A 22,765-nucleotide genomic window follows, 5' to 3' on the forward strand; every position below is an offset into this window, starting at 1 on the left:
CCGGACTGGTCGACATGGGGCCACCGTCGCACCCGGCCCCTACTGGTAAGCCGGCTTCGCTAGCCGAGGACCTTCTTCATGACTGCCAGAAGCTGTGCCTGGGAGAACGGCTTGACCATCCAGCCGAGCGCGCCCGCCGCGCGGGCCTCGGCCTTCAGCGTGTCCGCGGATTCGGTCGAGAGGAACACGATCGGCGTGCCCTTGCCCTCGGGATGACTGCGATAGGCCCGGATGAAGCTGAGCCCGTCGAGGCGCGGCATGTTCTGGTCGGTCAGGATCGCATCGACGCGCCGCGACAGCGCGACCTCCAGCGCCTGTTGACCGTCCGAAGCCTCGATCACCTCGTAGCCGGCCTCGCGCAGCGTGAGCGACACCATGCAGCGGATGGACGGTGAGTCATCGACAGCGAGGACCGTGCGCGTCATCGGTCGCCATCCTTTGGTTGCATCCTTGCGTCCGTTCGGGGCTCTCTGTCGCGCATGTCCTACCTGCCTTCGCCGCACGGACGGGCCGTGCTCAACTCTCGGGAGTCGAACGACCGGACCGCTGACTTTTTAAGGGTCGCGCCTTGAGAATTTGAAGGGGATGCCACCGCCCGAGACTGATGTTGCCGCACCGCATGACCCGCATCCGCAACGCATCAACGCCCGGCAGGAAATGCCTGCCGGGCGCCCGGGCCGAAGAGGAGGCATGCCCGGGCAGATGCCCGCGGCAGTCCGCATGTCAGAGGAAGAAGTCGCTTGCCCGCAGGCTCACGGGATCCTCCAGAAAGATCTGGAGGTCGGCGCGCCCGTCGCCGTCGATGTCGCCTTGGACCAGGCTTCCGCCGTCGTGGCGGACATAGCGCAGTTCGCCCGCCTGGCCGGAGAAGTTCGCGCGCCCGATGAAGTCGAAGCTCTGGTTGCCCGGCCGGCCTGCGTCGGCATCAATCTGGCCGAGAGCGATGTGATCGGCCCCCTGCGCGAAATCGGTGATCGTGTCCCGTGTGGACCGATCTCCGAAGCTGGCACGCACGCTGCCGAAGACGAAGACATCAGCGCCGCCGCCGCCGGTCAGGAAGTCCCGGCCGAAGTTGCCGACCAGCCGGTCGTTGCCTTCATCGCCCCTCAGGTAGTCGATGCCGCCTCCACCGCGCAGCACGTCCCTGCCCTGCCCGCCACTCAGCACGTCGTTGCTTGTTCCGCCGTTCACGGTGTCGTCGCCCAGGCCGCCATACAGCCGGTCCACGCCCTGTCCGCCCCAGATACTGTCCGCGCCTGCGCTGCCGTTCAGCCGGTCATGGCCACCGCCGCCACGGATGACGTCGCCCTCCGACGAGCCGACGAGACGGTCGTTCAGGTTGCGTCCGTTCATTTCGACACCGGAGCGGTCAAGGGTGAATTCGACGCAGATCGTCTCGTAGGCGCCGAGCGAGAGGGAAAGCACGTTCCCGTCCATCAACTGGTCGGCGTTCAGAAATCCGATGCGCGCGTCGCCACCGTCCGCGAGCGGATCGCTTCCGGCCATGCCGATCTCCGTCGCCCAGACATGGCTGTAGCCGGACGCCACATCGGAGATGTCGAAGGCACCGGTCAGGGTCGAGCCGGTGATGTTCGAGATGAAGATCACCGTGCGAGAGTCGCTGCCGAAGGCCTCGACCATTGTCCTGCTGGAAACCGCCCGCAGATCCAGCGCCTGGAGCCCCACGAGTTCCTCGTTCATGATCCGCAGGGTCTCGCCCGCCACGGTCAGGCCGCCGTAGGTCTCGCCGGCATGGCCCGTGGTCGTCGAGAGACGCGTGGGGTTGTTCTGCTGAACGCTCCAGATGTTGGTCCGGTCGACGCCAGCCTCGACCGCCTCGGCGAACAGGGACACCAGCCACGGCGCCATGAGCAGGCCCGAGATATCCTCGTGGCGCGCCGATACGTTCCACTCGGAGACGTGCCGCGACATCTCGCCGAAGTCCGGATCGCGCGCGGCCATCCGGTCCCAGGCGTCGAACGGGTTGTAGGTCCAGCCGTCCACTGACGTCCCGGTGAGGTAGCGATGCGTGACGACTCCGTCCACGGCCCGCTGTTCGGCCGCGGTGTCGAACTCCCGGAAGATGAGAGACGTGGCGCTGACCGTTGGCCCCGTATAGCCCTCTGGCACTCGTCCGCCGTTCGGCAGCACCTGCTCGGCGCGGCCTCCGGGGCCGACCTGCACGACGATCTCCGGTTCCACCCAACCGCGAGGCAGGTCATGCGAGGCGCGAAAGTCGTCAATCGTGCTCTGGATCACCGCGGCAAGCCGGCTCGCGATCCGGCCGTATTCGACGGCGCTCAGGTTCTCGCCGAAGATCGAGGAATTGTCGGCCCACCATTCGTTGCCGAGTTCGATCGCAGGGATCTCGACACCCGCCGAGAGCGCATGCTCGAGCAACTGCGTCATGAAGCGGCCGACCAGCGCCTCGTTAACCGCTTCCTGACGGTTGCCGGCCCCGTCTCGCACCGTCCCCGCAAAGCGGATCGTGGGCATGACGAAGGTCATCGACAGGCCCGCCGCTCCGGCGGCGTCCAGCGCGTCCCACAGGCCGAGGGTCGAACCGCGCAGGGGGCCGTCCCCGTCCGGATCGAACATGTGTGTCCTGTCGCCGTAAGCGAAATTCTGCAGCGAGCCGTTGGGGTTCGTCAGGTCGAACATCCGCTCCGACAGGGTCCCGCCCGGATAGCGGATGGCCGACACGCCAAGATCGTTGACGGCGCGCACGTAGTTGTCTCCCGGGCCGAGGCGGTCACGGTCGAACAGGAAGTTGACGCCGAAGTGGTCGGTCGTGACGACGGAGCCGATCCTGTCGTCGCCGGAAGTCGTCGTGGCGATACGATGCATGATGCGGGCCTCTTTGGCTGAGGGACAACACCACCCCGCCAGAACCGGGACAGCAGACGAATGGGATGACGCCCGGAGGACCGGACGCCCGATGCGGGGATTCGAATGAAGCGCCTTCTGGCGCAGGCCGACCTCAGATCAGGGCAGGATCCTGGTCGAGCAGCATCCGCTCCGCATCGGCCGCCGTGGAGAGGGCCAGACAAGCTTTCGGCCGATCATCGCACCTGGGCAACGACTGTTTCATGGCAATTTTCTCCATTTCCATCGCGCAGCCTTCTTGTTCCTGACCAGAACGGCCGAACTGTCGAAAAGTTCAGTGATGAAACCGGCGTATCGCTGGCTCTTTCGCATCCTGCCCCGTGCTTTGGTATGGGTGCAGCACGCCTGAACGGACGGACGGTGCCCGAAACGGCCCGAAGCATGCATGCGGAACCGCCTTTGTCACATGGCCCCGGGTCACGAGGCAGTGCGCAAGGCGGCCGCGTAGCGGGTTCGCATGGCGCCGCCGCCGTTTGCCTGCACGAGATCCGGCCGCTTGCCGCCCGTCTGCGGTGAAGGCGGCCGAGGCACAGGATGGGCATCCGCGATCCGAGGCGGCGCGATCTCGCGGGCGAGCTTCAAGGCAACCGCCTCCGCAAACCCCTCGAAATCCGCGGTTTCCATCACGAACGAGCCCGGACCTGCCACGACGTGGGTGCGATACCACTCCGGCAGGCCCTCCTCCTCGTCCGCGACCGCCAGAGCGTTGACGATGACGCCCCGCTCCTCGGCCTGCCGGCGGGCCTCCGGCAGCTGCCCGTGCCGGCCCGACCGCGGGGCCAGCCTCTCGCGACCGTCGCCGGAGATGTTGACCACCAGCCGGCCAGCACAACCGTGCCCGTCCAGCATGCCGATCGCCGCCGCGAGGCCCGCGCCCACCCCGGTGCGGCCGGACGACGGCCGCCCCAGTTCCGCAAGCCGGCCCGCAACGTCTCCGGCGTCGGCCTGTCCGGCGATCCGCATCCAACCCAGTGTCAGTGGCGGAACCTCCGCGTCGGACCAGACGACCGCCGCCACGTCGACCACGCCTGCGGCTGCCAGCGCCGCCTGCACCCGCGGACTGCGGAAGGCCGAGGCATATCCGCCGATCTGCAGCGCGAACTCCTCCGCGTCGATGCTGAGCGAGCTGTCGATGGCCAGCACCAGCGCAAGGTCCGCGCAGTCGGAGGCGCAAGCGGGTGCGGATGCCAGCGCAAAGGCCAGCAGGGCGGAAGCGGCTGTCCGGGACATGACTGGCTCCTTCGAGCGGAAAGGGACATGCGGGACTGCACCCGCTGGCTTCCCTTTTCCGCCCTCGCCGGCAACGCAGCGTCAAAACTGCGTTCGCCCCCAGTCAAACCGACCGCGGCCCGGGGTTGCGGAATCCGGACCGGCCGGAATCCGCTCAGCCTTCAGCAGCCCACGACGGCGCAGATCTGGCGGCGGTAAGCCTTGTTGGCCTCGCTTTCCGCGGAGGGTGCCACAGGCGCGGCCGCGGCCGCGGGCTCGGGGCCATCGCAGGGCAGACGGTAGCCGGCCTGCAGCCCCGTATTCACGCATTCGCCGATATCCCAGCCGGATGGCAGGTCCGAGAGGTTCACCTGCTTCCACTTCGGGTGCCCGCTCTGCTGCAGCTCCTGAAAATGGGTGCTCACGACGTGAGAAATGTCGGAAACCGCCTTGCAGCTTTCGCGGTGATACGCGTTGCGCTTCGGATCGTAGCCATAGGTCATGAGTACCGCCTTCACCGCGATGGCTGCAACCGGGCCGTCCTGGAAGGGATAGGTGCCTGCGGGGATTTCGGTCGGCTTGTAGACCTGTTGCAGAACCTCGTCGGCAACCGGCACCAGATGGAAGCGCGTCCCGTCGATCTCGGGCGTGTCGAAGATCTTCGCGGGCATGCCTGCCACATAGAAGAAGGCGTCGATCTCTCCCGCCAGCAGCGCCCGCAGCGACTCGTCCTGGTTGATCATCAGCCGGTCCGAGGGCGTGACCTGGGCCAGATCCAGCACCAGCGACGCGGTGAGGAAGGTGCCGGAATTCTCGACACCGATCGCGACGCGCTTGCCCTCGAGATCCTTCAGCCCGCCAATATCGGTCGTCGCCAGAAGATGCACTTCCTCGTCATAGAGGGGGAAGGCGATACGGACGCCGAAGATCGCGCGGCTCACCTCGGGATCGTCGGCGGCGAAGGTCTTGAGATATTCCAGCACATCCGACTGCACGATCCCGAACTGCGTCAGCGGGCGCTGACGGACGCCGAGGAAGTTCTCGAGCGACCCGGCGCTCTCGCGGACGGTCATGTCCAGCCCGCAGGTGGCCGCGGCGGCGGCAATGTCGCGGCCGATCTGGATATACGTCCCCGTCGGCCCCCCTGTGAGCATGTTGATCTCCACGGCCGGCGCTCGCGATGGCAGGGCGAACAGCATGAGGGCAATCGCGATCAGTCTGGCAACGGGCAAGGCTTCCTCCTGCGTTTCGGTAAGGGTCGGGCGGTTCAGCAGCCGCCCAGCGAACGGACAAGGGCAACGAGCGTCTGGCGGTTCACGGCACCGGTCGCCTCGCGCAGCGCGTCGAGCGGGCAGACACCGGTCTCCAGAAGCGAGCGGAGCCTCTCATAGGACATGCCGTCAGAGGTGGCGAGGCCCGGCGCCGCGGCGAGCGCCGCCGCGACGGCCGCAGCCGACCGCGGCGCGCCCGTTGCGGGCGCAGTGTCCGCAGCGTCAGCGGCCGGCGCAGGCTCGACGGCGGCCTGGGCCGCGGCCTCCTGCTCCGCCTTCTTCCGGCTCAGTTCGGCCTCGGTTCCGGCGAGCAGGTCGCGCGCGGCCGCCTCCGCCTCGGACAACTGCGAAAGTCGAGCCTCGATCTCCGACAGGGCCTTGGCCTGTTCCGCAGCCTTGGCCTCGCCTTCGGCTTCAAGCGTCGACAGCCGCCGCTCGGCCTCGCCTATGGCGTCCGTCAGCCGTTCGAGTGCGGCCTCACCCTCGGACAGCTGCTGCTGCAGCGCCTCGGCCCGCGTCCTTGCCGCGGCCCCCTTGGTCTGCACGGCATCGATCTGCCGACGAGCCTCGGCCTCGGCGGACTCGAGTTCGTCCAGACGGCTCCGGGTCTCGGCTTCCGCGGCCTGCAGCTCCTGCATGCGCTGCTGCGCCTCTGCCTCGGCCGCACGGGCGGCCTCCGCACGCGCCCTGGCATCGGCTTCGGCAGCCTCCAACTCCTTGGCCCGTTGCACGGCCGCCGCTTCGGCGGCCTCGAGGTCCTGGCGGCGCTTGAGGCTCTCGGCCTCGCGCGCCTTCGCCGCCGCTTCCGCCGCACGGCGCTGCTCTTCGGACGCCTGACCGGCTGCGGCACGCTCGGCCGCTTCGCGCAGCTTGTCCTGCTCCGCCGCCTGCAACTGGGCAAGGCGGGCTTCTGCGGCCGCCAATGCCTCGCTACGCTTGGACATTTCGTCAGACAGCGCCGCGACCGCCGAGCCGAGGTCGGCACGCCTGGCCTCCAGCGCCTTCACCTCCGTCTCGCGATGCGCGACCGTTTCCAGAAGCTTCGCCTGGCGCGCCTTCAGCTCGGAGACCGACGCCTCGCGCTCGCTCACCTCCGCCGCCAGTTCGGCCTGCCGCGGCCCAAGGGCGCCGATATCGGCCTGACGTCGGGCCAGAGCCTGCGACAGGTCGGCTTCGCGTGCGACCAGATCCTCGACGGTCGCCGACCGCTCCGAGATCGTCGCCTTCAATTCGGAACTGCGCGCCTCCAGCCCCTTCACGTCCCTCTCGCGCGCCTCTGCGGCCGCGACGGCCGCTTTCTCCCGCTCTTTCAGTGCTTTGAGCGCCGTCTCGCGCTCGTCGACGCGGCGCGCAAGCTCCTCCCGGCGGGCATCGAGCGCCGCAAGGTCGCCTTCGCGCAGCGCGACCGCCTTGGTCAGGCTCGCATGCCGGTCCGACAGGATCTGCAGGCTCGCCTCCTTGCGCGCGATCGTGTCGGCAAACTTGCGCAGCCGGGCACTGGCCTCCTCGGCCTGCTTCTCCAGTTCCTTCACCTGATCGGCGAGCCGCCGGCGCTCGGTCTCGAGGCGCGCCGACTTGACGTCGGGGCGTGGCCCTGCAGCGGGGTCCGCTTGAAGGCCGGCCGGCTGGACGGTGGCACCGCTCGTCGGCGGTGTCCCCTTCCGCGTCTGATCCTCGAGCCGGAGCTGCTCGTGCCGCAGCTTCGCCAGCTGTTTCTCGACCCGCGCCGTCTCCTCGCGCGTCTCCTCGAGACGCGACAGCTCACGCCTCCGTTCGGTGGTCAGGACCGTGATCCGGGCCTCGAGCGCAACCGCCTCATCCTCGAGCAAGCTTATGATGGATCTGTAGGAACTCTCCATCGCGCCGCCTGACTCGGGCTGCGTTCCCTCGGAAAGCTTTTCCTCGGTGCGGGCATGAGTCGGGTACAGGGCGAGGATGCCCAGGACGGAAATAAGATTAATCAAATTAATCGGGCTCATGACCGTCATCCCGGCATGGCTTCGGATTTCAACTGGAATACATCATACCCCTCAACCGGCGATCCACGTCAATAGGCTCGCCATCATTCGTAAGGTGTATTCGCCTCCCCTTTTCGCATCGCGTCGGGGTTGAGCAAGCTCCTCCCATGGGTGCGCCCGGACTCGAGCAGGAAGCTCATGACCGAACGCTCGCGCGGCAGAGGCCTGACGTCACGATGGCAGGTGAGCCAGTAAGTTCGGCGCAGAACCACTTCTCCGGCAAGGACAAGTTCGAGATCGGGGAACATCCGGGCGATGTAGTAGGGCAGCACGCAGAGCCCGAGCGCGTTGCGGGTCGCCGCCAGCTGGTTGAAGATCGACGAGCTCTTGAACTGCGCACGGATGCCCGGATGGACCTCGCCCAGATAGTCGAGGCCGGGCGCGAAGATCATCTCTTCAATGTACCCGATGAAAGGGTGTTTCAGAAGATCGTCGCGCTTCACCACCGGCGGATGATCGGCAAGATAACTCCTAGCGGCGTAAATATGCAGCGAGTAGTCGGCGATTTTCTCCGAATGATATGGACTCGCCTTTGGCGGATCGAGCGTCACCGTCAGGTCGGCCTCGCGGCGCGAGAGCGACATGATCTGCGGCAGGGTGATGAGCTCGAGCGCGATGTTGGGAAAGCGGTCGGTGAACGCCCCGAGGAGGACGCGGCTGAACCAGCTGCCGAAACCCTCGGGCACGGCCATCCGCAACACGCCCCGCTGGCCCGGACCGTCGCCCAGAAGGTCCACCTGCATCCGCTCGGTCTCGGCTTCCATTCGCTCGGCCGTTTCGATCAAGCGTCGTCCGACGGGCGTCAGCTCGTAGCCGCGCGGGTTCCGCTCGAACAGCCGCATGCGCAGGGCGGCCTCGAGGCGGTCGATCCGGCGCGAGACCGTCACATGGCTTGTGCGCAGCTGTCGGGCCGCCCGGGAGAGCTGCCCGGTTCGGGCGACTGCAAGGAAGAACTGCAGGTCGTCCCATGTGAAATTGCCCATACGTCAACCGCCTCATGTACGAAATCGGACAGAACTTGTTCCGAAATAGCTGCGACAATTTGCTTGAGTCCAGCCCCGAAACATCTGATCCTTCGTGGGTGCACCGGGTTCGAGGAGGCCCGCACGGCACATTCATGAACAGGACGGAACGCCTCGACCCGCCTTGGGCGGTGCCCGGCCCAACCGTCTCAGGGAGGATGATGGAATGCGGAAAGCCCTTCTTTCTGCGGTGTCGCTGGCTGCGCTGGCCGCACCTGCGGCGGCGCAGGTTTCGGATGACGTGGTCAAGATCGGCATCCTGAACGACCAGTCCGGCGTCTACGCCGACTTCGGCGGCAAGTTCAGCTATGAAGCTGCGCTGATGGCGGTCGAGGATTACGGCGGCACCGCGCTCGGCCAGAAGGTCGAGGTCGTGACGGCCGACCACCAGAACAAGCCTGACATCGCCTCGAACATCGCACGCCAGTGGTACGACACCGAGCAGGTGGACGCGATCATGGAGCTGACCACCTCGTCTGTGGCCCTCGCGGTGCAGGCGCTCTCGCAGGAGAAGCAGAAGGTCACGATCACGACCGGAGCCGCCACGACCGAGCTCACCGGCAAGCAATGCTCGCCCTACGGCTTCCACTGGGCCTATGACACGCATGCGCTGGCTATCGGAACCGGCGGGGCGCTGGTCGAGCAGGGTGGCGACAGCTGGTATTTCCTGACCGCCGACTACGCCTTCGGTTATTCTCTCGAAGAGAATACCGGCAACGTGGTCAAGGAAAAGGGCGGCTCGGTGGTCGGTTCGGTCCGCCACCCGCTCTCCACGACCGACTTCTCCTCGTTCCTGCTTCAGGCGCAGGCCTCGGGCGCGAAGGTCATCGGCCTCGCCAATGCGGGTCTCGATACGCAGAACGCCATCAAGCAGGCGGGCGAGTTCGGCATCGTCCAGGGCGGGCAGCGGCTGGCCGCCCTGCTCTTCACGCTGGCCGAGGTCCACGGGCTGGGCATCGAATCCGCCCAGGGTCTGACGCTGACCGAGAGCTTCTACTGGAACCGCAACGAGGAGACGGCCGAATTCGGCAAGCGCTTCATGGAGCGCACGGGCGCCATGCCGAACATGGTGCATGCCGGCACCTATTCGGCGGTGCTGTCCTATCTCAAGGCCGTCGATGCGGCGGGCACGGACGAGACCGAGGCGGTCGCGGCCAAGCTGCACGAAATGCCGGTGGACGACGTGTTCTCGAAGGGCGGCAAGGTGGCGAAGAACGGCCGGATGATCTCGGACGTCTATCTTCTCGAGGTCAAGAAGCCCGGCGAGAGCGACGTGCCGTGGGACTACTACAACGTCCTCGCGACGATCCCGGGCGATGAGGCCTATGTGGATCCGGCGCAGAGCGGCTGCCCGCTCGTTACGCAGTGACGATGGCGTCGGTCGCAAACCACGAGCCGCGGGTGGTGCTGTCCGCCCGCGGCCTCGGCAAGGATTTCGGCGGCTTCACGGCCGTGAACAATGTCGACCTCGACGTCCATCACGCACGGATCCACGCGCTGATCGGGCCGAACGGAGCGGGAAAGACCACGGTCTTCAACCTGTTGACGAAGTTTCTTCAACCGAGCCGTGGCAAGATCACCCTTCTCGGGACCGACATTACCCGCACGCGCCCGGACAAGGTCGCGCGCATGGGGATGGTGCGTTCGTTCCAGATCTCGGCCGTGTTTCCGCATCTGACCGTGCTCGAGAACGTGCGTGTGGCGCTGCAGCGCCCTGCGGAACTGGCGGTGCAGTTCTGGCTGCCGCTCTCTACGCTCGACCGGCTGAATGGCCGGGCCGAGGTCCTGATCGAGGAACTCGGCCTCGAGGCCTATCGCGACACGCGGGCGGCCGATCTCTCCTACGGGCGCAAGCGCGTGCTGGAGATCGCGACCACCCTCGCCCTCGATCCCGAGGTGCTGCTCCTCGACGAGCCGATGGCCGGCATGGGCCAGGAGGACGTGCAGATGGTCGCCGGCATCATTCGCGAGGTCGCCCGCCACCGGGCGGTGCTGATGGTCGAGCACAACCTGAACGTCGTGGCCGACATCTGCCACCAGGTCACGGTGCTGCAACGGGGCGAGATCCTCGCCCATGGCGACTATGCCACCGTCAGCACCGATCCGCGCGTGCGCACGGCTTATATGGGAACGGAGGACGCATGACGCTCTTGGAGGTCACCGGCCTTCACGCCTGGTACGGCGAGAGCCATATCCTGCACGGGGTGGACCTCGTGGTCGAGGAAGGCGAGACGATCTGCATCCTCGGGCGCAACGGCATGGGCAAGACCACGACGCTGCGCACGATCATGGGGATCCTCAGGAAGCGCACCGGCACGATCCGGTTCGCGGGCAAGGACATGATGGAAGTCCCGCTTCACCGCACCGCGCGCGAGGGGCTGGGATTCGTGCCCGAAGAGCGCGGCATCTTCGCCACCCTCACCGTCGAGGAGAACCTGACGCTTCCCCCGATCGTGGCCAGGGGCGGCATGTCGGTGGGCGAGATCTACGAGCTTTTCCCGAACCTCAGGGAGCGCCGCTCGAGCCCCGGCACCAAGCTCTCGGGGGGCGAACAGCAGATGCTGGCGATGGCGCGCATCCTGCGCACCGGCGCGCGCTGCCTCTTGCTCGACGAGCCGACCGAGGGTCTCGCCCCGGTCATCATCCAGCGCATCGGCGAGGTGCTTCTCGAGCTGCGCGACCGCGGCATGACGGTGGTGCTCGTCGAGCAGAATTTCCGCTTCGCCTCGAAGGTTGCGGACCGTTTCTACCTGATGGACCACGGCCAGATGGTGGCGGATTTCCCGGTCGAGCAACTGCCGGCGAACATGCCGATGCTGAACTCCGTGCTGGGGGTGTGAGATGATGACGATCTTCGGCATCCCGACGGCGGCCCTCTTCGGCCAGCTTCTCGTCGGGCTGATCAACGGCTCGTTCTATGCGCTGCTGTCGCTGGGCCTCGCGGTGATCTTCGGCCTTCTCCGGGTCATCAACTTCGCGCATGGCGCGCAGTACATGGCCGGCGCCTTTGCGGCGCTGCTCCTGCTGACGCAGACCGGGATCGGCTACTGGCCCGCGCTGATCCTCGCGCCGCTGATCGTGGGCCTCCTTGGCGCCGTGATCGAGCGGACGATGCTCTCGCGGCTCTACAACCTCGATCCGCTCTACGGTCTCCTCTTCACCTTCGGGCTTGCGCTCACGCTCGAGGGAACCTTCCGCTGGTTCTTCGGCACCTCCGGCCAGCCCTATTCGCCGCCCTCCGCCCTGACCGGCGCGGTCAACCTCGGCTTCATGTTCCTGCCCGTCTACCGCGGCTGGGTGGTCATCGCCTCGCTCGCCGTCTGCATCGGCGTCTGGCTGCTGATCGAGAAGACGAAGCTCGGCGCCTATCTCAGGGCCGCCACAGAGAACCCGGTGCTCGTCCAGAGCTTCGGGGTCAACGTGCCGCTGCTGCTGACCTTCACCTACGGCCTCGGCGCGGCGCTGGCGGGCTTCGCGGGCGTGCTCGCGGCGCCCGTCTATCAGGTCTCGCCGCTCATGGGCTCGAACCTCATCATCGTGGTCTTCGCGGTCGTGGTGGTGGGCGGCATGGGCTCGATCCTCGGCGCGATCGTGACGGGCTACCTCCTCGGCATCGCCGAGGGGCTCACCAAGGTCTTCTACCCCGAGGCTTCGAACATCGTGATCTTCGTCATCATGGCGATCGTCCTGATCCTGCGGCCCGCGGGACTTTTCGGAAAGGATGCGTGACATGGCGCGCGGCTCTGCAACACCGGCGGCACTGACGGTGGCCGCCCACCCCCGGGCCGGCGCGCTCAAGCTCGTGCTGCTCCTGATCGCGGCGGCGGCGCTGGTCGCCGCGCCCTTCTTCCTCTACCCGATCTTCCTGATGAAGCTGCTGTGCTTCGCCCTCTTCGCGGCGGCCTTCAACCTGCTGCTGGGCTACACCGGCCTTCTTTCCTTCGGCCATGCGACCTTCTTCGGCGGATCGGCCTATTTCACCGCCCATGCCGTGAAGGTCTGGGGCTGGCCGCCCGAGTTCGGCATCCTCCTCGGCATGGCCGGGGCCGCGGCGCTCGGCCTGCTGATGGGGGCCATCGCGATCCGGCGGCAGGGGATCTACTTCGCCATGATCACCCTCGCGCTCAGCCAGATGTTCTTCTTCTTCTGCCTCCAGGCGGCCTTCACCCATGGCGAGGACGGCATCCAGTCGGTGCCCCGCGGGCACCTCTTCGGCGTCATCGACCTGTCGAACACGACCAACATGTATTTCTTCGTCCTGGGGGTCTTTACGATCGGCATGCTGGCCATCTGGCGCTTCGTGAACTCGCCCTTCGGCATGATCCTGAAGGCCATCCGCGAGAACGAGCCGCGGGCGATCTCGCTCGGCTATTCGGTGGCGGAATACAAGCTCGGCGCCTTCGTTATGTCGGCGACGCTCGCCGGCATGGCAGGGGGCACCAAGGCGCTGGTGTTCCAGTTCGCCACGCTGACCGACGTGACGTGGCAGATGTCGGGCGAAGTGATCCTGATGACCCTTCTTGGCGGGATCGGGACCCTCGTCGGCCCCGTCGTCGGCGCGGGACTCGTGGTGACGCTGCAGAACTACCTCGCGACCTCGCAGTTCCCGGTGACCATCATCACCGGGCTGGTGTTCATGGCCTGCGTGCTGCTCTTCCGGCGCGGGATCGTGGGCGAGTTCTACGCCTCGCGACTGGGACGCCTGCTGGGCTTTCAGGCAGAGCGCTGAGATGGAGGCGGACTACATCGTCGTGGGGGCGGGAAGCGCGGGCTGCGTCCTCGCCAACCGCCTGTCGAAGGACCCGGCAAATCGCGTCCTCCTGATCGAGGCCGGAAAGCGCGACAACTACCACTGGGTGCATATCCCGGTGGGCTATCTCTACTGCATCAACAACCCCCGCACCGACTGGTGCTTTACCACCGAGCCTGAGGAGAGCCTCGAAGGCCGCAGCCTGATCTATCCGCGCGGCAAGGTGCTTGGCGGCTGTTCCTCGATCAACGGCATGATCTACATGCGCGGCCAGGCCGAGGATTACGACGGCTGGCGCCAGATGGGCTGCACCGGCTGGGGATGGCAGGACGTGCTGCCGCTCTTCCGCCGCCAGCAGGACCATCACCGGGGCGAGAGCGAGCATCACGGTGCGGGCGGCGAATGGCGGGTGGAGCGGGCGCGGGTCCGCTGGGCCGTGCTCGACGCGTTCCTCGACGCGGCCGCGCAGGCGGGCATCCCCCGGACCGAGGATTTCAACCGCGGCTCGAACGAAGGCGGCGGCTATTTCGACGTGAACCAACGATCCGGCATCCGCTGGAACACCGCGAAGGCCTTCCTGAAACCTGCCCTCTCCCGCCCGAACCTGCGCGTCGTGACCGAGGCGCAGGTCGAGCGCCTGATCGTCGAGGCGGGCGAGGTGCGGGGTGTCCTCTACCGGCAGGGCGGCGCGCTTCGCGAGGCGCGGGCGGCGCGCGAGACGGTGCTTTCGGCGGGCGCCATCGGCTCTCCGCACATCCTCGAGCTCTCGGGCATCGGCGACCCCGAAGTGTTGCGCGCGGCCGGAGTCGAGCCGCAGGTCGCCGTGCCGGGCGTGGGCGCGAACCTGCAGGATCACCTGCAGCTGCGCCTCGTCTTCAAGGTCAGGGGCGTGCCCACGCTGAACGAGAAGGCGACCAGCCTCTTCGGCCGCGCGGCGATCGGGGCCGAATATCTCCTGCGCCGTTCCGGGCCCATGTCGATGGCGCCGAGCCAGGCCGGGATCTTCACGCGCTCCGGCCCCGAGAAGGCCACGCCCGACCTCGAATTCCATGTCCAGCCGGTCTCGCTCGACAAGTTCGGCGACAAGGTCCACCCCTTCCCCGGCATGACGGCCAGCGTCTGCAACCTCCGCCCCGAAAGCCGGGGCAGCGTGCACATCAAGGGCCCTGATCCCGCACGCCAGCCCGCCATCGCGCCTCACTACCTCTCGACCGAGGGCGACCGCGAGGTGGCGGTGCGCGCCATCCGTCTGGCGCGGCATATCGCCGGGCAGCCCGCCTTCGCCCGCTTCCATCCCGAGGAATACCGCCCCGGCGCCGACCTCACGAGCCGCGAGGATCTGGTGGCGGCCGCAGGCCGGATCGGAACCACGATCTTCCATCCCGTCGGCACCTGCCGCATGGGGGCGGACGAGGCGAGCGTGGTCGATCCGCGGCTCCGCTTCCGCGCGCTCGGACGGCTGCGCATCGCCGATGCCTCGATCATGCCGACCATCACCTCGGGCAACACAAACTCACCCACTCTGATGATTGCAGAGAAGGCCGCCGAGATGATCCTCGAGGATGCGCGCCAGCAGCGCTGAACCGGCGCCGCGTCAGGGAACCGGATCGGAAGTGGAAGCGTTGGCACCTTCATTCGCCGGGTGACCCCATTGACACCGACCGTTCAGTTCATCGACCTGCTTGCCGCCGCCGCCCTGCTTCTCTGGGGGCTGAGGCTCATCCGGACCGGAGTGATGCGTGCCTTCGGCGCCCGGATCCGGCAATGGATCGCAGGCGCCACCCGGAACCGGGTGACCGCGGCGCTCTGGGGAATGCTGGCGACGCTCGGGCTTCAGTCGAGCACGGCGACCGCGGTCATCACCGGCTCCTTCGCCGCACGCGGGATCATGACGGTCCCCATGGCGCAGGCGGTCATGCTCGGGGCCAACCTCGGCACGGCGCTGGTCGCCGCAATCCTCTCCGTCGATGTCCACTGGATCGCCAGCCTGTGCATCCTTGCCGGAGTCGCAACCTTTTCCGCTTCGCAGGCCACCCGCGGGCGCGGCGTGGGACGGGCTCTTCTCGGGCTTGGCCTCATGCTGCTTGCGCTGCGGCTTCTGGGAGAGGTGACGGCGCCGCTGCAGCAATCGCAGACGCTCGCGCTCGTCATCGCCGGACTGGCCGAGGCGCCGGTGGTGGCAGCCCTGCTTGCCGCCGGACTGGCCGTCCTCAGCGCATCCTCGCTGGCGGTCGTCCTCCTCGTCATGGTGCTCGCCGGCGGCGGCCTTATCGACACGGTTCCTGCACTCGCCCTGGTGGCAGGCGCAAATGTCGGAGGTGCGGTCACGCCCTGGCTTGCCGTCGTGGCCGAGGGTCCGGTGGCAAGGCGCATCACGCTCGGCAATCTTGCGGTGCGCCTTGTCGGGGCGGCACTGGTCCTTCTCCTCGCCTCGCCGCTGGCCATCCTGCTGAACGAGGCGGTTGCCGACCCGGGGCTGCGGGTGATCGCCGCGCATCTGGGCTTCAGCGCGGCACTGCTCGTGCTGTTCCTGCCCTTTATGGGCCCGCTTTGCCGCATGGCCGAACACTTCCTGCCCGACCCGCCCGAAGGCGTCCGGGGCGCGGCCTTCCTCGACGAGAGTCTCCTCGACACGCCCGCCATGGCGCTTGCCGTGGCCGCGCGCGAGACGCTGCGCGTGGGCGACATCGTGGGCACGATGCTCGAGCGCAGCCGGCAGGCGCTTCTGGCCAATGACGAGCAGGCCGCGCAGGAGGTCGCGCGGCTCGAACCCGACATCGACCGCCTGACCGAGGCGATCAAGCTCTACGTCACCCGCCTCTCCCGCGCGGAACTCGACGAGGACGACGTGCGGCGCGCGACCGAGATCACCTCCTTCGCGATCAACCTCGAGCATATGGGCGACATCATCGAGACCGGTCTTGCGGATGCGGCGCTGAAGAAGATCCGCAAGCGCCTCGCCTTCTCGGCCGAGGGTGGCGCGGAACTGGCCGAAGTCCACGACAGAACAATGGCGAACCTGCGGCTGGCACAGGCGGTGTTCCTCGGGCGCGACGCGGACCTCGCGCGGCAGCTTGTGGAATCGAAGGTCGAGATCCGCAGGCTCGAGGCGCTCTCGGCCGAACGCCACCTCGGACGGCTGCGCGCAGGGCGGCCCGAGGCGATGGAGACCAGCACCATACATCTCGACCTGCTGCGCGACCTCAAGCGCCTGAACGCCCATGTCACCTCGGTCGCCCACCCGATCCTGACCGAGATTGGCGCGTTGCGCGAAAGCCGGATGCGCAGCGGCACGGCAAGCCGCAGTCTCAGGGAAACAGCCGGAACCGAAACCTGACGCGGGGGAAAGGAGCAGATTCGAGCAGTATCAACTTGCGCAAGGGTGCGAAACGCCTCAGGCTCGCCACCGTCATTGGCGGTCGGGCCGTGGACAACGCGGGCGGGGAGGCCCGCAGGTCCACCTGAATGTCGCGCAACCGTCACGCGGGCCGTCTATGCCGCACGGCATCCGGCCATCCAGCAGGGAGAGAGAAACCAATGAAACGTCGCACATTCCTCACCGCCACCGCACTTGCCCTCGTGGCGCAGGCGGGCACCGCCACGGCACAGACCGAGATCAGCTGGTGGCATGCCATGACGGGCGCCAATGCGGAGGTGGTCGAGAAGATCGCCTCGGACTTCAACGCGAGCCAGTCGGATTACAAGGTGGCGCCGGTCTTCAAGGGCACCTACCCCGAGACGCTGAATGCGGGCATCGCGGCCTTCCGCGCGGGCCAGGCCCCCGACATCATCCAGGTCTTCGACGTGGGCACCGGCGTCATGATGGCGGCCGAGGGGGCCGTGAAGCCGGTGGCCGAGGTGCTGGGCGACAGTTTCGACAAGTCGGCCTACCTACCGGGGATCGTGGCCTACTATTCCAAGCCCGATGGCACGATGCTGTCCTTCCCCTACAACTCGTCCTCGCCGATCCTCTATTACAACAAGGACATCTTCGAGAAGGCGGGCCTCGATGCAGGCACTCCGCCCAAGACCTGGGCCGAGGTCTGGGACATGGCGAAGAAGATCAAGGAAAGCGGCGCGGCCCCCTGCGGCTACACCTCGACCTGGCTCACCTGGATCCATACCGAGAATTTCGCTGCCTGGAACGACGTGCCCTATGCGACGAACGAGAATGGCCTCGCCGACGTGAATGCCGAGCTGAAGATCAACGAGCCGATCTTCGTCAACCACTTCCAGGCGCTGGCCGATCTCGCGCAGGACGGCACGTTCAAGTATGGCGGCCGCACGTCCGAGGCCAAGCAGATCTTCCTCGCCGGCGAGTGCGGGATCTTCACCGAAAGCTCTGGCGGTCTCGGCGACATCGTGAAGTCGGGCATGAACTACGGCATCGGCCAGCTTCCCTATGACGAGGCGGGCAACGGGCCTCAGAACACGGTTCCGGGCGGCGCGAGCCTCTGGGTCATGGGCGGCAAGTCGGACGAGACCTACGAAGGGGTCGCCGCCTTCTTCAATTATCTTTCCCAGACCGACGTGCAGGAATATCTGCACCAGACTTCGGGCTACCTGCCCGTGACGATGGAGGCCTACGAGGCGACCAAGGCTTCGGGCTTCTATGACGAGAACCCGGGCCGCGAGGTGCCGATCACCCAGATGATGGGCAAGGAGCCGACCGCGAACTCGAAGGGCGTGCGGCTCGTGAACCTGCCGCAGGTCCGCGACATCGAGAACGAGGAGTTCGAGAAGATGCTCGCCGGCCAGCAGACCGCCCAGGAAGCGCTCGATGCCGCCGTGGAGCGCGGCAACGAGGCGATCCGCCAGGCCGTCGGCGGCTGAGGACCTGCCGGCCGCCCGCATCCGGCGGGCGGCCGCATCCCCGATGCATCGCTCGACCTTCCCCCACCGTGTCCTTCCCTGGCTGCTGGTCGGCCCGCAGCTGCTCATCTCGGCCGTGTTCTTCTACTGGCCCGCAGGCCAGGCGCTCTGGCAGTCGTTGCTGCGCGAGGATGCCTTCGGCCTGAAGTCCACCTTCGTGGGCCTCGCCAACTTCCGCCGCGTCCTGTCGGATCCGGCCTGGCTCAACTCGATCCAGGTAACGGCTGTCTTCTCCGTCCTGACCGCCTTCTTCTCGATGGCGATCGCGCTGCTGCTCGCCGTGCAGGCCGAGAAGGTGGTGCGCGGCCGCGGCTTCTACCGCACCTTGATGATCTGGCCTTATGCCGTGGCCCCCGCCATTGCCGGGATGCTCTGGCTCTTCATGTTCAACCCGTCCTTCGGCACGCTCGCGTGGCCGCTGCGCCAGTTCGGCATCCGCTGGGATCCGCTGCTCGACGGCAGCCAGGCGATGACCCTGGTCGTCGCCGCCGCAAGCTGGAAGCAGATCAGCTACAATTTCCTGTTCTTTGTCGCGGGCCTGCAGGCCATTCCTAAATCACTGCTCGAAGCGGCTGCCATCGACGGCGCCAGTGCCCAGCGGCGGTTCTGGACCATCACCTTCCCGCTTCTCGCGCCCACGACCTTCTTTCTCCTCGTCGTGAACTCGGTCTATGCGCTCTTCGACACCTTCGGGATCATCCATGCTGTGACTGGCGGCGGACCCGGAAAATCGACCGAGACGCTGGTCTACAAGGTCTACAATGACGGCTTCGTCAACCTGCGCTTCGGCGATTCCGCAGCCCAGTCGGTCATCCTCATGGTAATCGTCATCGCCCTGACCGCCTTCCAGTTCAAGTACATAGAGCGGAAAGTTCATTATGGCTGAGCACGAGATGATCGGCACCTCGCGCCAGAGCCGGGTCATGGCGCACTTCCTGCTCGTGATCGGGGTGATCGTGGTAGCCTTCCCGATCTGGTACGTGTTCGTGGCCTCGACCCACCCGCTCCAGCAGATCCTGCGGCCACCGCTGCCGATGCTGCCCGGCGCCGAGGGGCCGGACAACTACGCCCGCGCGCTCGGCGGCGGGATCGGACGGATCGGCGGCGTGGGGGTGGACCGGCTCCTTCTCAACACGGCCGTCGTGGCGTTCGGCATCGCCATCGGCAAGATCGTGATTTCGATGGCCTCGGCCTATGCGATCGTCTTCTTCCGCTTCCCGCTGCGCATGGTCTGCTTCTGGCTGATCTTCATCACGCTGATGCTGCCCGTCGAAGTGCGGATCCTGCCCACCTACAAGGTGATGGTGGACCTGCGCCTGATCGACACCTACGCGGGCCTCATCCTGCCGCTGGTGGCCTCGGCCACGGGCACGCTTCTCTTCCGGCAGTTCTTCATGACCATCCCGAACGAGCTGATGGAGGCCGCCCGCGTCGATGGCGCAGGCCCCTGGCGGTTCTTCAGGGACATCCTTCTGCCGCTCTCGGCCACCAACATCGCGGCGCTGTTCGTGATCCTCTTCATCTACGGATGGACGCAGTATCTCTGGCCGCTCCTCGTGACCAACTCGAACTCGATGAACACCATCGTGATCGCCCTGAGAAAGATGATCTCCTTCGCCGATGCCGACACGCCTTGGGACCTCGTGATGGTCACCTGCGTGCTGGCCATCCTGCCTCCGATCCTCGTGGTCGTGCTGATGCAGCGGTGGTTCGTGAAGGGACTTGTGGAGACGGAGAAGTAGGTGGCGGAAATCTCGCTCAGGGACGTGCGCAAGAGCTATGCGGGACTCGAGGTGATCCATGGGGTCGATCTCGACATCGCGGACGGCGAATTCGTGGTGATCGTGGGTCCGTCGGGCTGCGGCAAGAGCACGTTTCTGCGCATGGTCGCAGGGCTCGAGGAGATCACGAGCGGCGAGATCGCGATCGGGGGCCGCGTGGTCAACCGGCTCGAGCCACGAGAGCGCGATATCGCCATGGTGTTCCAGAACTACGCGCTCTACCCGCACATGACGGTGCGCGAGAACATGGCCTACGGGCTGAAGATCGCCAAGCTCTCGAAGGCCGAGATCGGGGAGAGGGTCGCGCGGGCGGCCGAGATGCTGGAACTGGGCCAGCTTCTCGACCGCAAGCCGCGCCAGCTCTCGGGCGGACAGCGGCAGCGGGTGGCGATGGGGCGCGCGCTGGTGCGCAATCCGGCGGCCTTCCTGCTCGACGAGCCGCTCTCGAACCTCGACGCGAAGCTGCGCGTGCAGATGCGATTGCAGATCAAGGAGTTGCAGCGCAATGTTCGCACGACCTCGATCTATGTAACTCACGATCAGGTCGAGGCGATGACCCTGGCCGACCGTCTTGTGGTCATGAACGGCGGCGTGGCCGAGCAGATCGCCACCCCGGCCGAGATCTACGACCGGCCGGCTACGACCTTCGTGGCGGGCTTCATCGGCTCGCCCGCCATGAACATGCTGCCCGCGCGCGGGTTGGGCGATGCGGTGGAGGTGGCGGGCCAGAGGCTGCCCGTCGCCGCAGCCGCGGGGCGAGAGCTGACCCTTGGGATCCGGCCCGAGCATCTTCACATCGCGGGTCCCGGCGAGCCGGGAATGGAGCTTCATGTCCAGGCCGTCGAGTGGCTGGGCGCGGACGCCTTTGCCCATGGGAAGCTGGCGGACGGAACCGAGCTTGTTCTTCGCCTGTCCGGCAAGGCCGGCATCCGCGAAGGGGAACGGGTGACCGTCAAGCCGGATCCGAACTCGCTGCATTTCTTCGATACCGCGTCCGGGCGGCGCCTCTGACCCGCCCTGCGAAGGCTTCGCCGGCCGGCGCATCGACGGATCGGAACAAGGGCCGTCAGCGAAGCTGGTCGAGCGCCTCGCGCATTTCGGGCAGAAGCGGCGCCGGACGTCGCGTGACCGCATCGACATAGACATGGACGAAGAAGCCTTCGGCGGAAGCCTCGACCGCGTCGTTGCGGAAGAGGCCCAGTTCGTAACGCACCGAAGAGCTGCCGACATGCCCGACCCGCAGCCCCGCCGTGATCCGGTCGGGATAGCCCATCTCGGAGTGGTATCGGCAACCGGTCTCGGCCACGAGCCCGATCCGCGCACCCTTCGCCGGATCCAGAAGCCCCTCGGCGATCAGCCAGGCATTCACCGTGCTGTCGAACAGCGAGTAGTGCACGACGTTGTTCAGGTGCCCGTAGGCATCATTGTCCATCCAGCGCGTGCTGTGCTCGCGGAAGACCAGATAGGCAGATCGCAGGCCCGGCGCAGGGCGCGGCATGGATCAGATCAGCCCTTCGCTGCGGACCCAATCCGCCGTCCGGTCCAAAGCACGGCGCATCCGCTGGAGGATACGGGCGATGTCGGCCTCGGTCACGATCAGTGGCGGGCAGAGCGCGAGCGTGTCGCCGAGCGCCCGGCACAGCAGCCCTTCTTCCGCCGCAAGGGCCGCCGCCCGCGCGCCCACCTTCCCGAGCGGCTCGAAGCTGCGCTTCGTCTTGCGGTCAGCCACCATCTCGACCGCGGCAATCAGCCCGGTGCCGCGCACCTCGCCCACCAGCGGGTTGTCAGCCAGCGCCCGCAGCCCCTGCTGGAACGGCGCCTCGAGACGGGCCGCATTGCCCATCAGGTCGCGTTCCTCGATGATCTTCAGGTTCTCCAGCCCGACGGCCGTCGCGACCGGATGGCCCGAGGCGGTGAAGCCGTGGCCGAGGGTGCCGAGCTTCTCGCTGTGATCGGCAATGGCCTGATAGACCGCATCGGTCATCAGCACGGCGGCCAGCGGCATGTAGGACGAGGTCAGCTGCTTCGAGGTCACGAGGATGTCGGGCGTGAAGCCGAACCTCTCGCAGCCCCAGCGCGCGCCGGTGCGGCCGAAGCCGTTGATCACCTCGTCCGACACGAGGAGGATGTCGTACTTGCGGCAGAGCGCCTCGATCCCCGGCCAGTAGCCCTCGGGCGGCACGATCACGCCGCCGGCGCCCATCACCGGCTCTCCGATGAAGGCGGCGATGGTCTCCGGGCCCTCGGCCAGGATCGTCTCCTCGGCCTCTCGCAGCAGACGTGCGCAGAAGTCGGCCTCGCTCTCGCCCGCCTCGCCGAAGCGCCAGTAGTGCGGACAGCCGAGATGAACCACCGGGATCGCGGGCAGGTCGAAGCCGCGGTGGTTGACCGGCAGCCCGGTCAGCGAGCCCGAGGCGATGGTGATGCCATGGTATCCCTTGATGCGGGCAAGGAACTTCTTCTTCTCGGGCCGGCCGAGGGCGTTGTTCATGAACCAGACGAGCTTCACGACCGTGTCGTTCGCCTCGGACCCCGAGTTCGTGAAGAAGACCCGTGTGAGCGGCCCCGGCGTCATCTCGACCAGCTTCTCGGCCAGCCGGATCTGCGGCTCGTGCGCCTTGCCCGCGAAGGTGTGGTAATAGGGAAGTTCCGCCATCTGCCTTGCGGCGGCCTCGGCAAGGCGCTTCTCCGAAAAGCCGACCGCCACGGACCAGAGCCCGGCCAGCCCCTCGATGTATTCTCGCCCCTCGCTGTCGTAGACATGAACCCCTTCGCCGCGGGTGATGATCACCGGGCCATTGCGCTCGTGGGAGCGGGCGTTCGTGTAAGGATGCAGCGAATGGGCGATATCCGCGGCGGCAAGCGAGTTCGAAAGGCTGTTCATCATAAGGCCGTGTGAAAGTTGCATCTTTGGGTCTAGCCTGTCCTGCGGCTCTTGTCGATCTTGTCCCTTGGG

General features: G+C 66.9%; 20 protein-coding genes. 11 read left to right on the forward strand and 9 right to left on the reverse strand.

Translation table 11 applies throughout. The features are described 5' to 3' along the window. Window positions 1-59 precede the first annotated feature (59 nt). The 7 genes from ACTVZP_RS12595 to ACTVZP_RS12625 form a co-directional block, all read right to left on the reverse strand. The gene (locus ACTVZP_RS12595; RefSeq protein WP_443212493.1) at window positions 60-425 is read right to left on the reverse strand and encodes a response regulator; all 366 of its coding nucleotides are present in this window, start codon (window positions 423-425) and stop codon (window positions 60-62) included. Between the two features lie 298 nt (window positions 426-723). Beyond that, a complete protein-coding gene (locus ACTVZP_RS12600) occupies window positions 724-2,847 on the reverse strand; it encodes a calcium-binding protein (RefSeq protein ID WP_443212494.1) in 2,124 nt (707 codons plus the stop codon). Between the two features lie 133 nt (window positions 2,848-2,980). After that, window positions 2,981-3,112 (reverse strand): hypothetical protein, encoded by a 132-nt coding sequence (locus ACTVZP_RS12605; RefSeq protein ID WP_443212495.1) that lies wholly within the window; start codon window positions 3,110-3,112, stop codon window positions 2,981-2,983. 191 nt (window positions 3,113-3,303) lie between these two features. Next, window positions 3,304-4,116, reverse strand: a complete 813-nt coding sequence (locus tag ACTVZP_RS12610; RefSeq protein ID WP_443212496.1) for a DUF1194 domain-containing protein — start codon at window positions 4,114-4,116, stop codon at window positions 3,304-3,306. Window positions 4,117-4,277: 161 nt separating this feature from the next. Beyond that, window positions 4,278-5,327 (reverse strand): TAXI family TRAP transporter solute-binding subunit, encoded by a 1,050-nt coding sequence (locus tag ACTVZP_RS12615; protein ID WP_443212497.1) that lies wholly within the window; start codon window positions 5,325-5,327, stop codon window positions 4,278-4,280. A gap of 35 nt (window positions 5,328-5,362) precedes the next feature. Continuing rightward, window positions 5,363-7,225 (reverse strand): hypothetical protein, encoded by a 1,863-nt coding sequence (locus ACTVZP_RS12620; RefSeq protein ID WP_443212498.1) that lies wholly within the window; start codon window positions 7,223-7,225, stop codon window positions 5,363-5,365. Between the two features lie 203 nt (window positions 7,226-7,428). Then, window positions 7,429-8,367 carry a LysR family transcriptional regulator gene (locus ACTVZP_RS12625; RefSeq protein WP_443212499.1) on the reverse strand — a complete coding sequence of 313 codons (939 nt, stop codon included), beginning with the start codon at window positions 8,365-8,367 and terminating at the stop codon, window positions 7,429-7,431. Between the two features lie 205 nt (window positions 8,368-8,572). On the opposite strand from ACTVZP_RS12625, the gene ACTVZP_RS12630 reads away from it, so the two are divergent. From ACTVZP_RS12630 to ACTVZP_RS12680, 11 genes are all read left to right on the forward strand, one after another. Further along, complete coding sequence (locus ACTVZP_RS12630) at window positions 8,573-9,775, forward strand: ABC transporter substrate-binding protein (protein WP_443212500.1); 1,203 nt, start codon at window positions 8,573-8,575, stop codon at window positions 9,773-9,775. A 2-nt stretch (window positions 9,776-9,777) separates the two neighbouring features. Then, on the forward strand, window positions 9,778-10,551 hold the full coding sequence (locus ACTVZP_RS12635) for an ABC transporter ATP-binding protein (protein ID WP_443212501.1): 774 nt from the start codon (window positions 9,778-9,780) through the stop codon (window positions 10,549-10,551). Next, window positions 10,548-11,246 (forward strand): ABC transporter ATP-binding protein, encoded by a 699-nt coding sequence (locus ACTVZP_RS12640; RefSeq protein ID WP_443212502.1) that lies wholly within the window; start codon window positions 10,548-10,550, stop codon window positions 11,244-11,246. Before ACTVZP_RS12635 ends, ACTVZP_RS12640 begins: the two co-directional genes overlap by 4 nt. 1 nt (window position 11,247) lies before the next feature. Continuing rightward, window positions 11,248-12,135: a branched-chain amino acid ABC transporter permease gene (locus tag ACTVZP_RS12645; RefSeq protein ID WP_443212503.1), complete on the forward strand. Its 888-nt coding sequence runs from the start codon at window positions 11,248-11,250 to the stop codon at window positions 12,133-12,135. Window position 12,136: 1 nt separating this feature from the next. Beyond that, window positions 12,137-13,135, forward strand: a complete 999-nt coding sequence (locus ACTVZP_RS12650; protein WP_443212504.1) for a branched-chain amino acid ABC transporter permease — start codon at window positions 12,137-12,139, stop codon at window positions 13,133-13,135. A gap of 1 nt (window position 13,136) precedes the next feature. Beyond that, complete coding sequence (locus tag ACTVZP_RS12655; RefSeq protein ID WP_443212505.1) at window positions 13,137-14,738, forward strand: GMC family oxidoreductase; 1,602 nt, start codon at window positions 13,137-13,139, stop codon at window positions 14,736-14,738. A gap of 69 nt (window positions 14,739-14,807) precedes the next feature. Continuing rightward, on the forward strand, window positions 14,808-16,493 hold the full coding sequence (locus ACTVZP_RS12660) for a Na/Pi cotransporter family protein (RefSeq protein ID WP_443212506.1): 1,686 nt from the start codon (window positions 14,808-14,810) through the stop codon (window positions 16,491-16,493). Between the two features lie 200 nt (window positions 16,494-16,693). Continuing rightward, window positions 16,694-17,989 carry a sn-glycerol-3-phosphate ABC transporter substrate-binding protein UgpB gene (ugpB, locus tag ACTVZP_RS12665; protein WP_443212507.1) on the forward strand — a complete coding sequence of 432 codons (1,296 nt, stop codon included), beginning with the start codon at window positions 16,694-16,696 and terminating at the stop codon, window positions 17,987-17,989. A 43-nt stretch (window positions 17,990-18,032) separates the two neighbouring features. After that, complete coding sequence (ugpA, locus tag ACTVZP_RS12670) at window positions 18,033-18,914, forward strand: sn-glycerol-3-phosphate ABC transporter permease UgpA (RefSeq protein ID WP_443212508.1); 882 nt, start codon at window positions 18,033-18,035, stop codon at window positions 18,912-18,914. Further along, window positions 18,907-19,770, forward strand: coding sequence for a sn-glycerol-3-phosphate ABC transporter permease UgpE (ugpE, locus tag ACTVZP_RS12675; protein WP_443212509.1), 864 nt, complete (start codon window positions 18,907-18,909; stop codon window positions 19,768-19,770). The genes ugpA and ugpE overlap by 8 nt, the downstream gene beginning before the upstream one ends. Further along, window positions 19,771-20,820 carry a sn-glycerol-3-phosphate import ATP-binding protein UgpC gene (locus tag ACTVZP_RS12680; RefSeq protein WP_443212510.1) on the forward strand — a complete coding sequence of 350 codons (1,050 nt, stop codon included), beginning with the start codon at window positions 19,771-19,773 and terminating at the stop codon, window positions 20,818-20,820. It begins immediately after the preceding gene. Between the two features lie 55 nt (window positions 20,821-20,875). Here ACTVZP_RS12680 and ACTVZP_RS12685 read toward each other — a convergent pair whose 3' ends face one another. Together ACTVZP_RS12685 and ACTVZP_RS12690 are read right to left on the reverse strand one after the other, a co-directional pair. Next, window positions 20,876-21,307 (reverse strand): acyl-CoA thioesterase, encoded by a 432-nt coding sequence (locus ACTVZP_RS12685; RefSeq protein WP_443212511.1) that lies wholly within the window; start codon window positions 21,305-21,307, stop codon window positions 20,876-20,878. A gap of 3 nt (window positions 21,308-21,310) precedes the next feature. Next, a complete protein-coding gene (locus ACTVZP_RS12690; RefSeq protein ID WP_443212512.1) occupies window positions 21,311-22,696 on the reverse strand; it encodes an aspartate aminotransferase family protein in 1,386 nt (461 codons plus the stop codon). Window positions 22,697-22,765 lie beyond the last annotated feature (69 nt).

Source organism: Rhodobacter sp. NSM (assembly GCF_052244495.1).
Classification (GTDB): Bacteria; Pseudomonadota; Alphaproteobacteria; order Rhodobacterales; family Rhodobacteraceae; genus Cereibacter_A.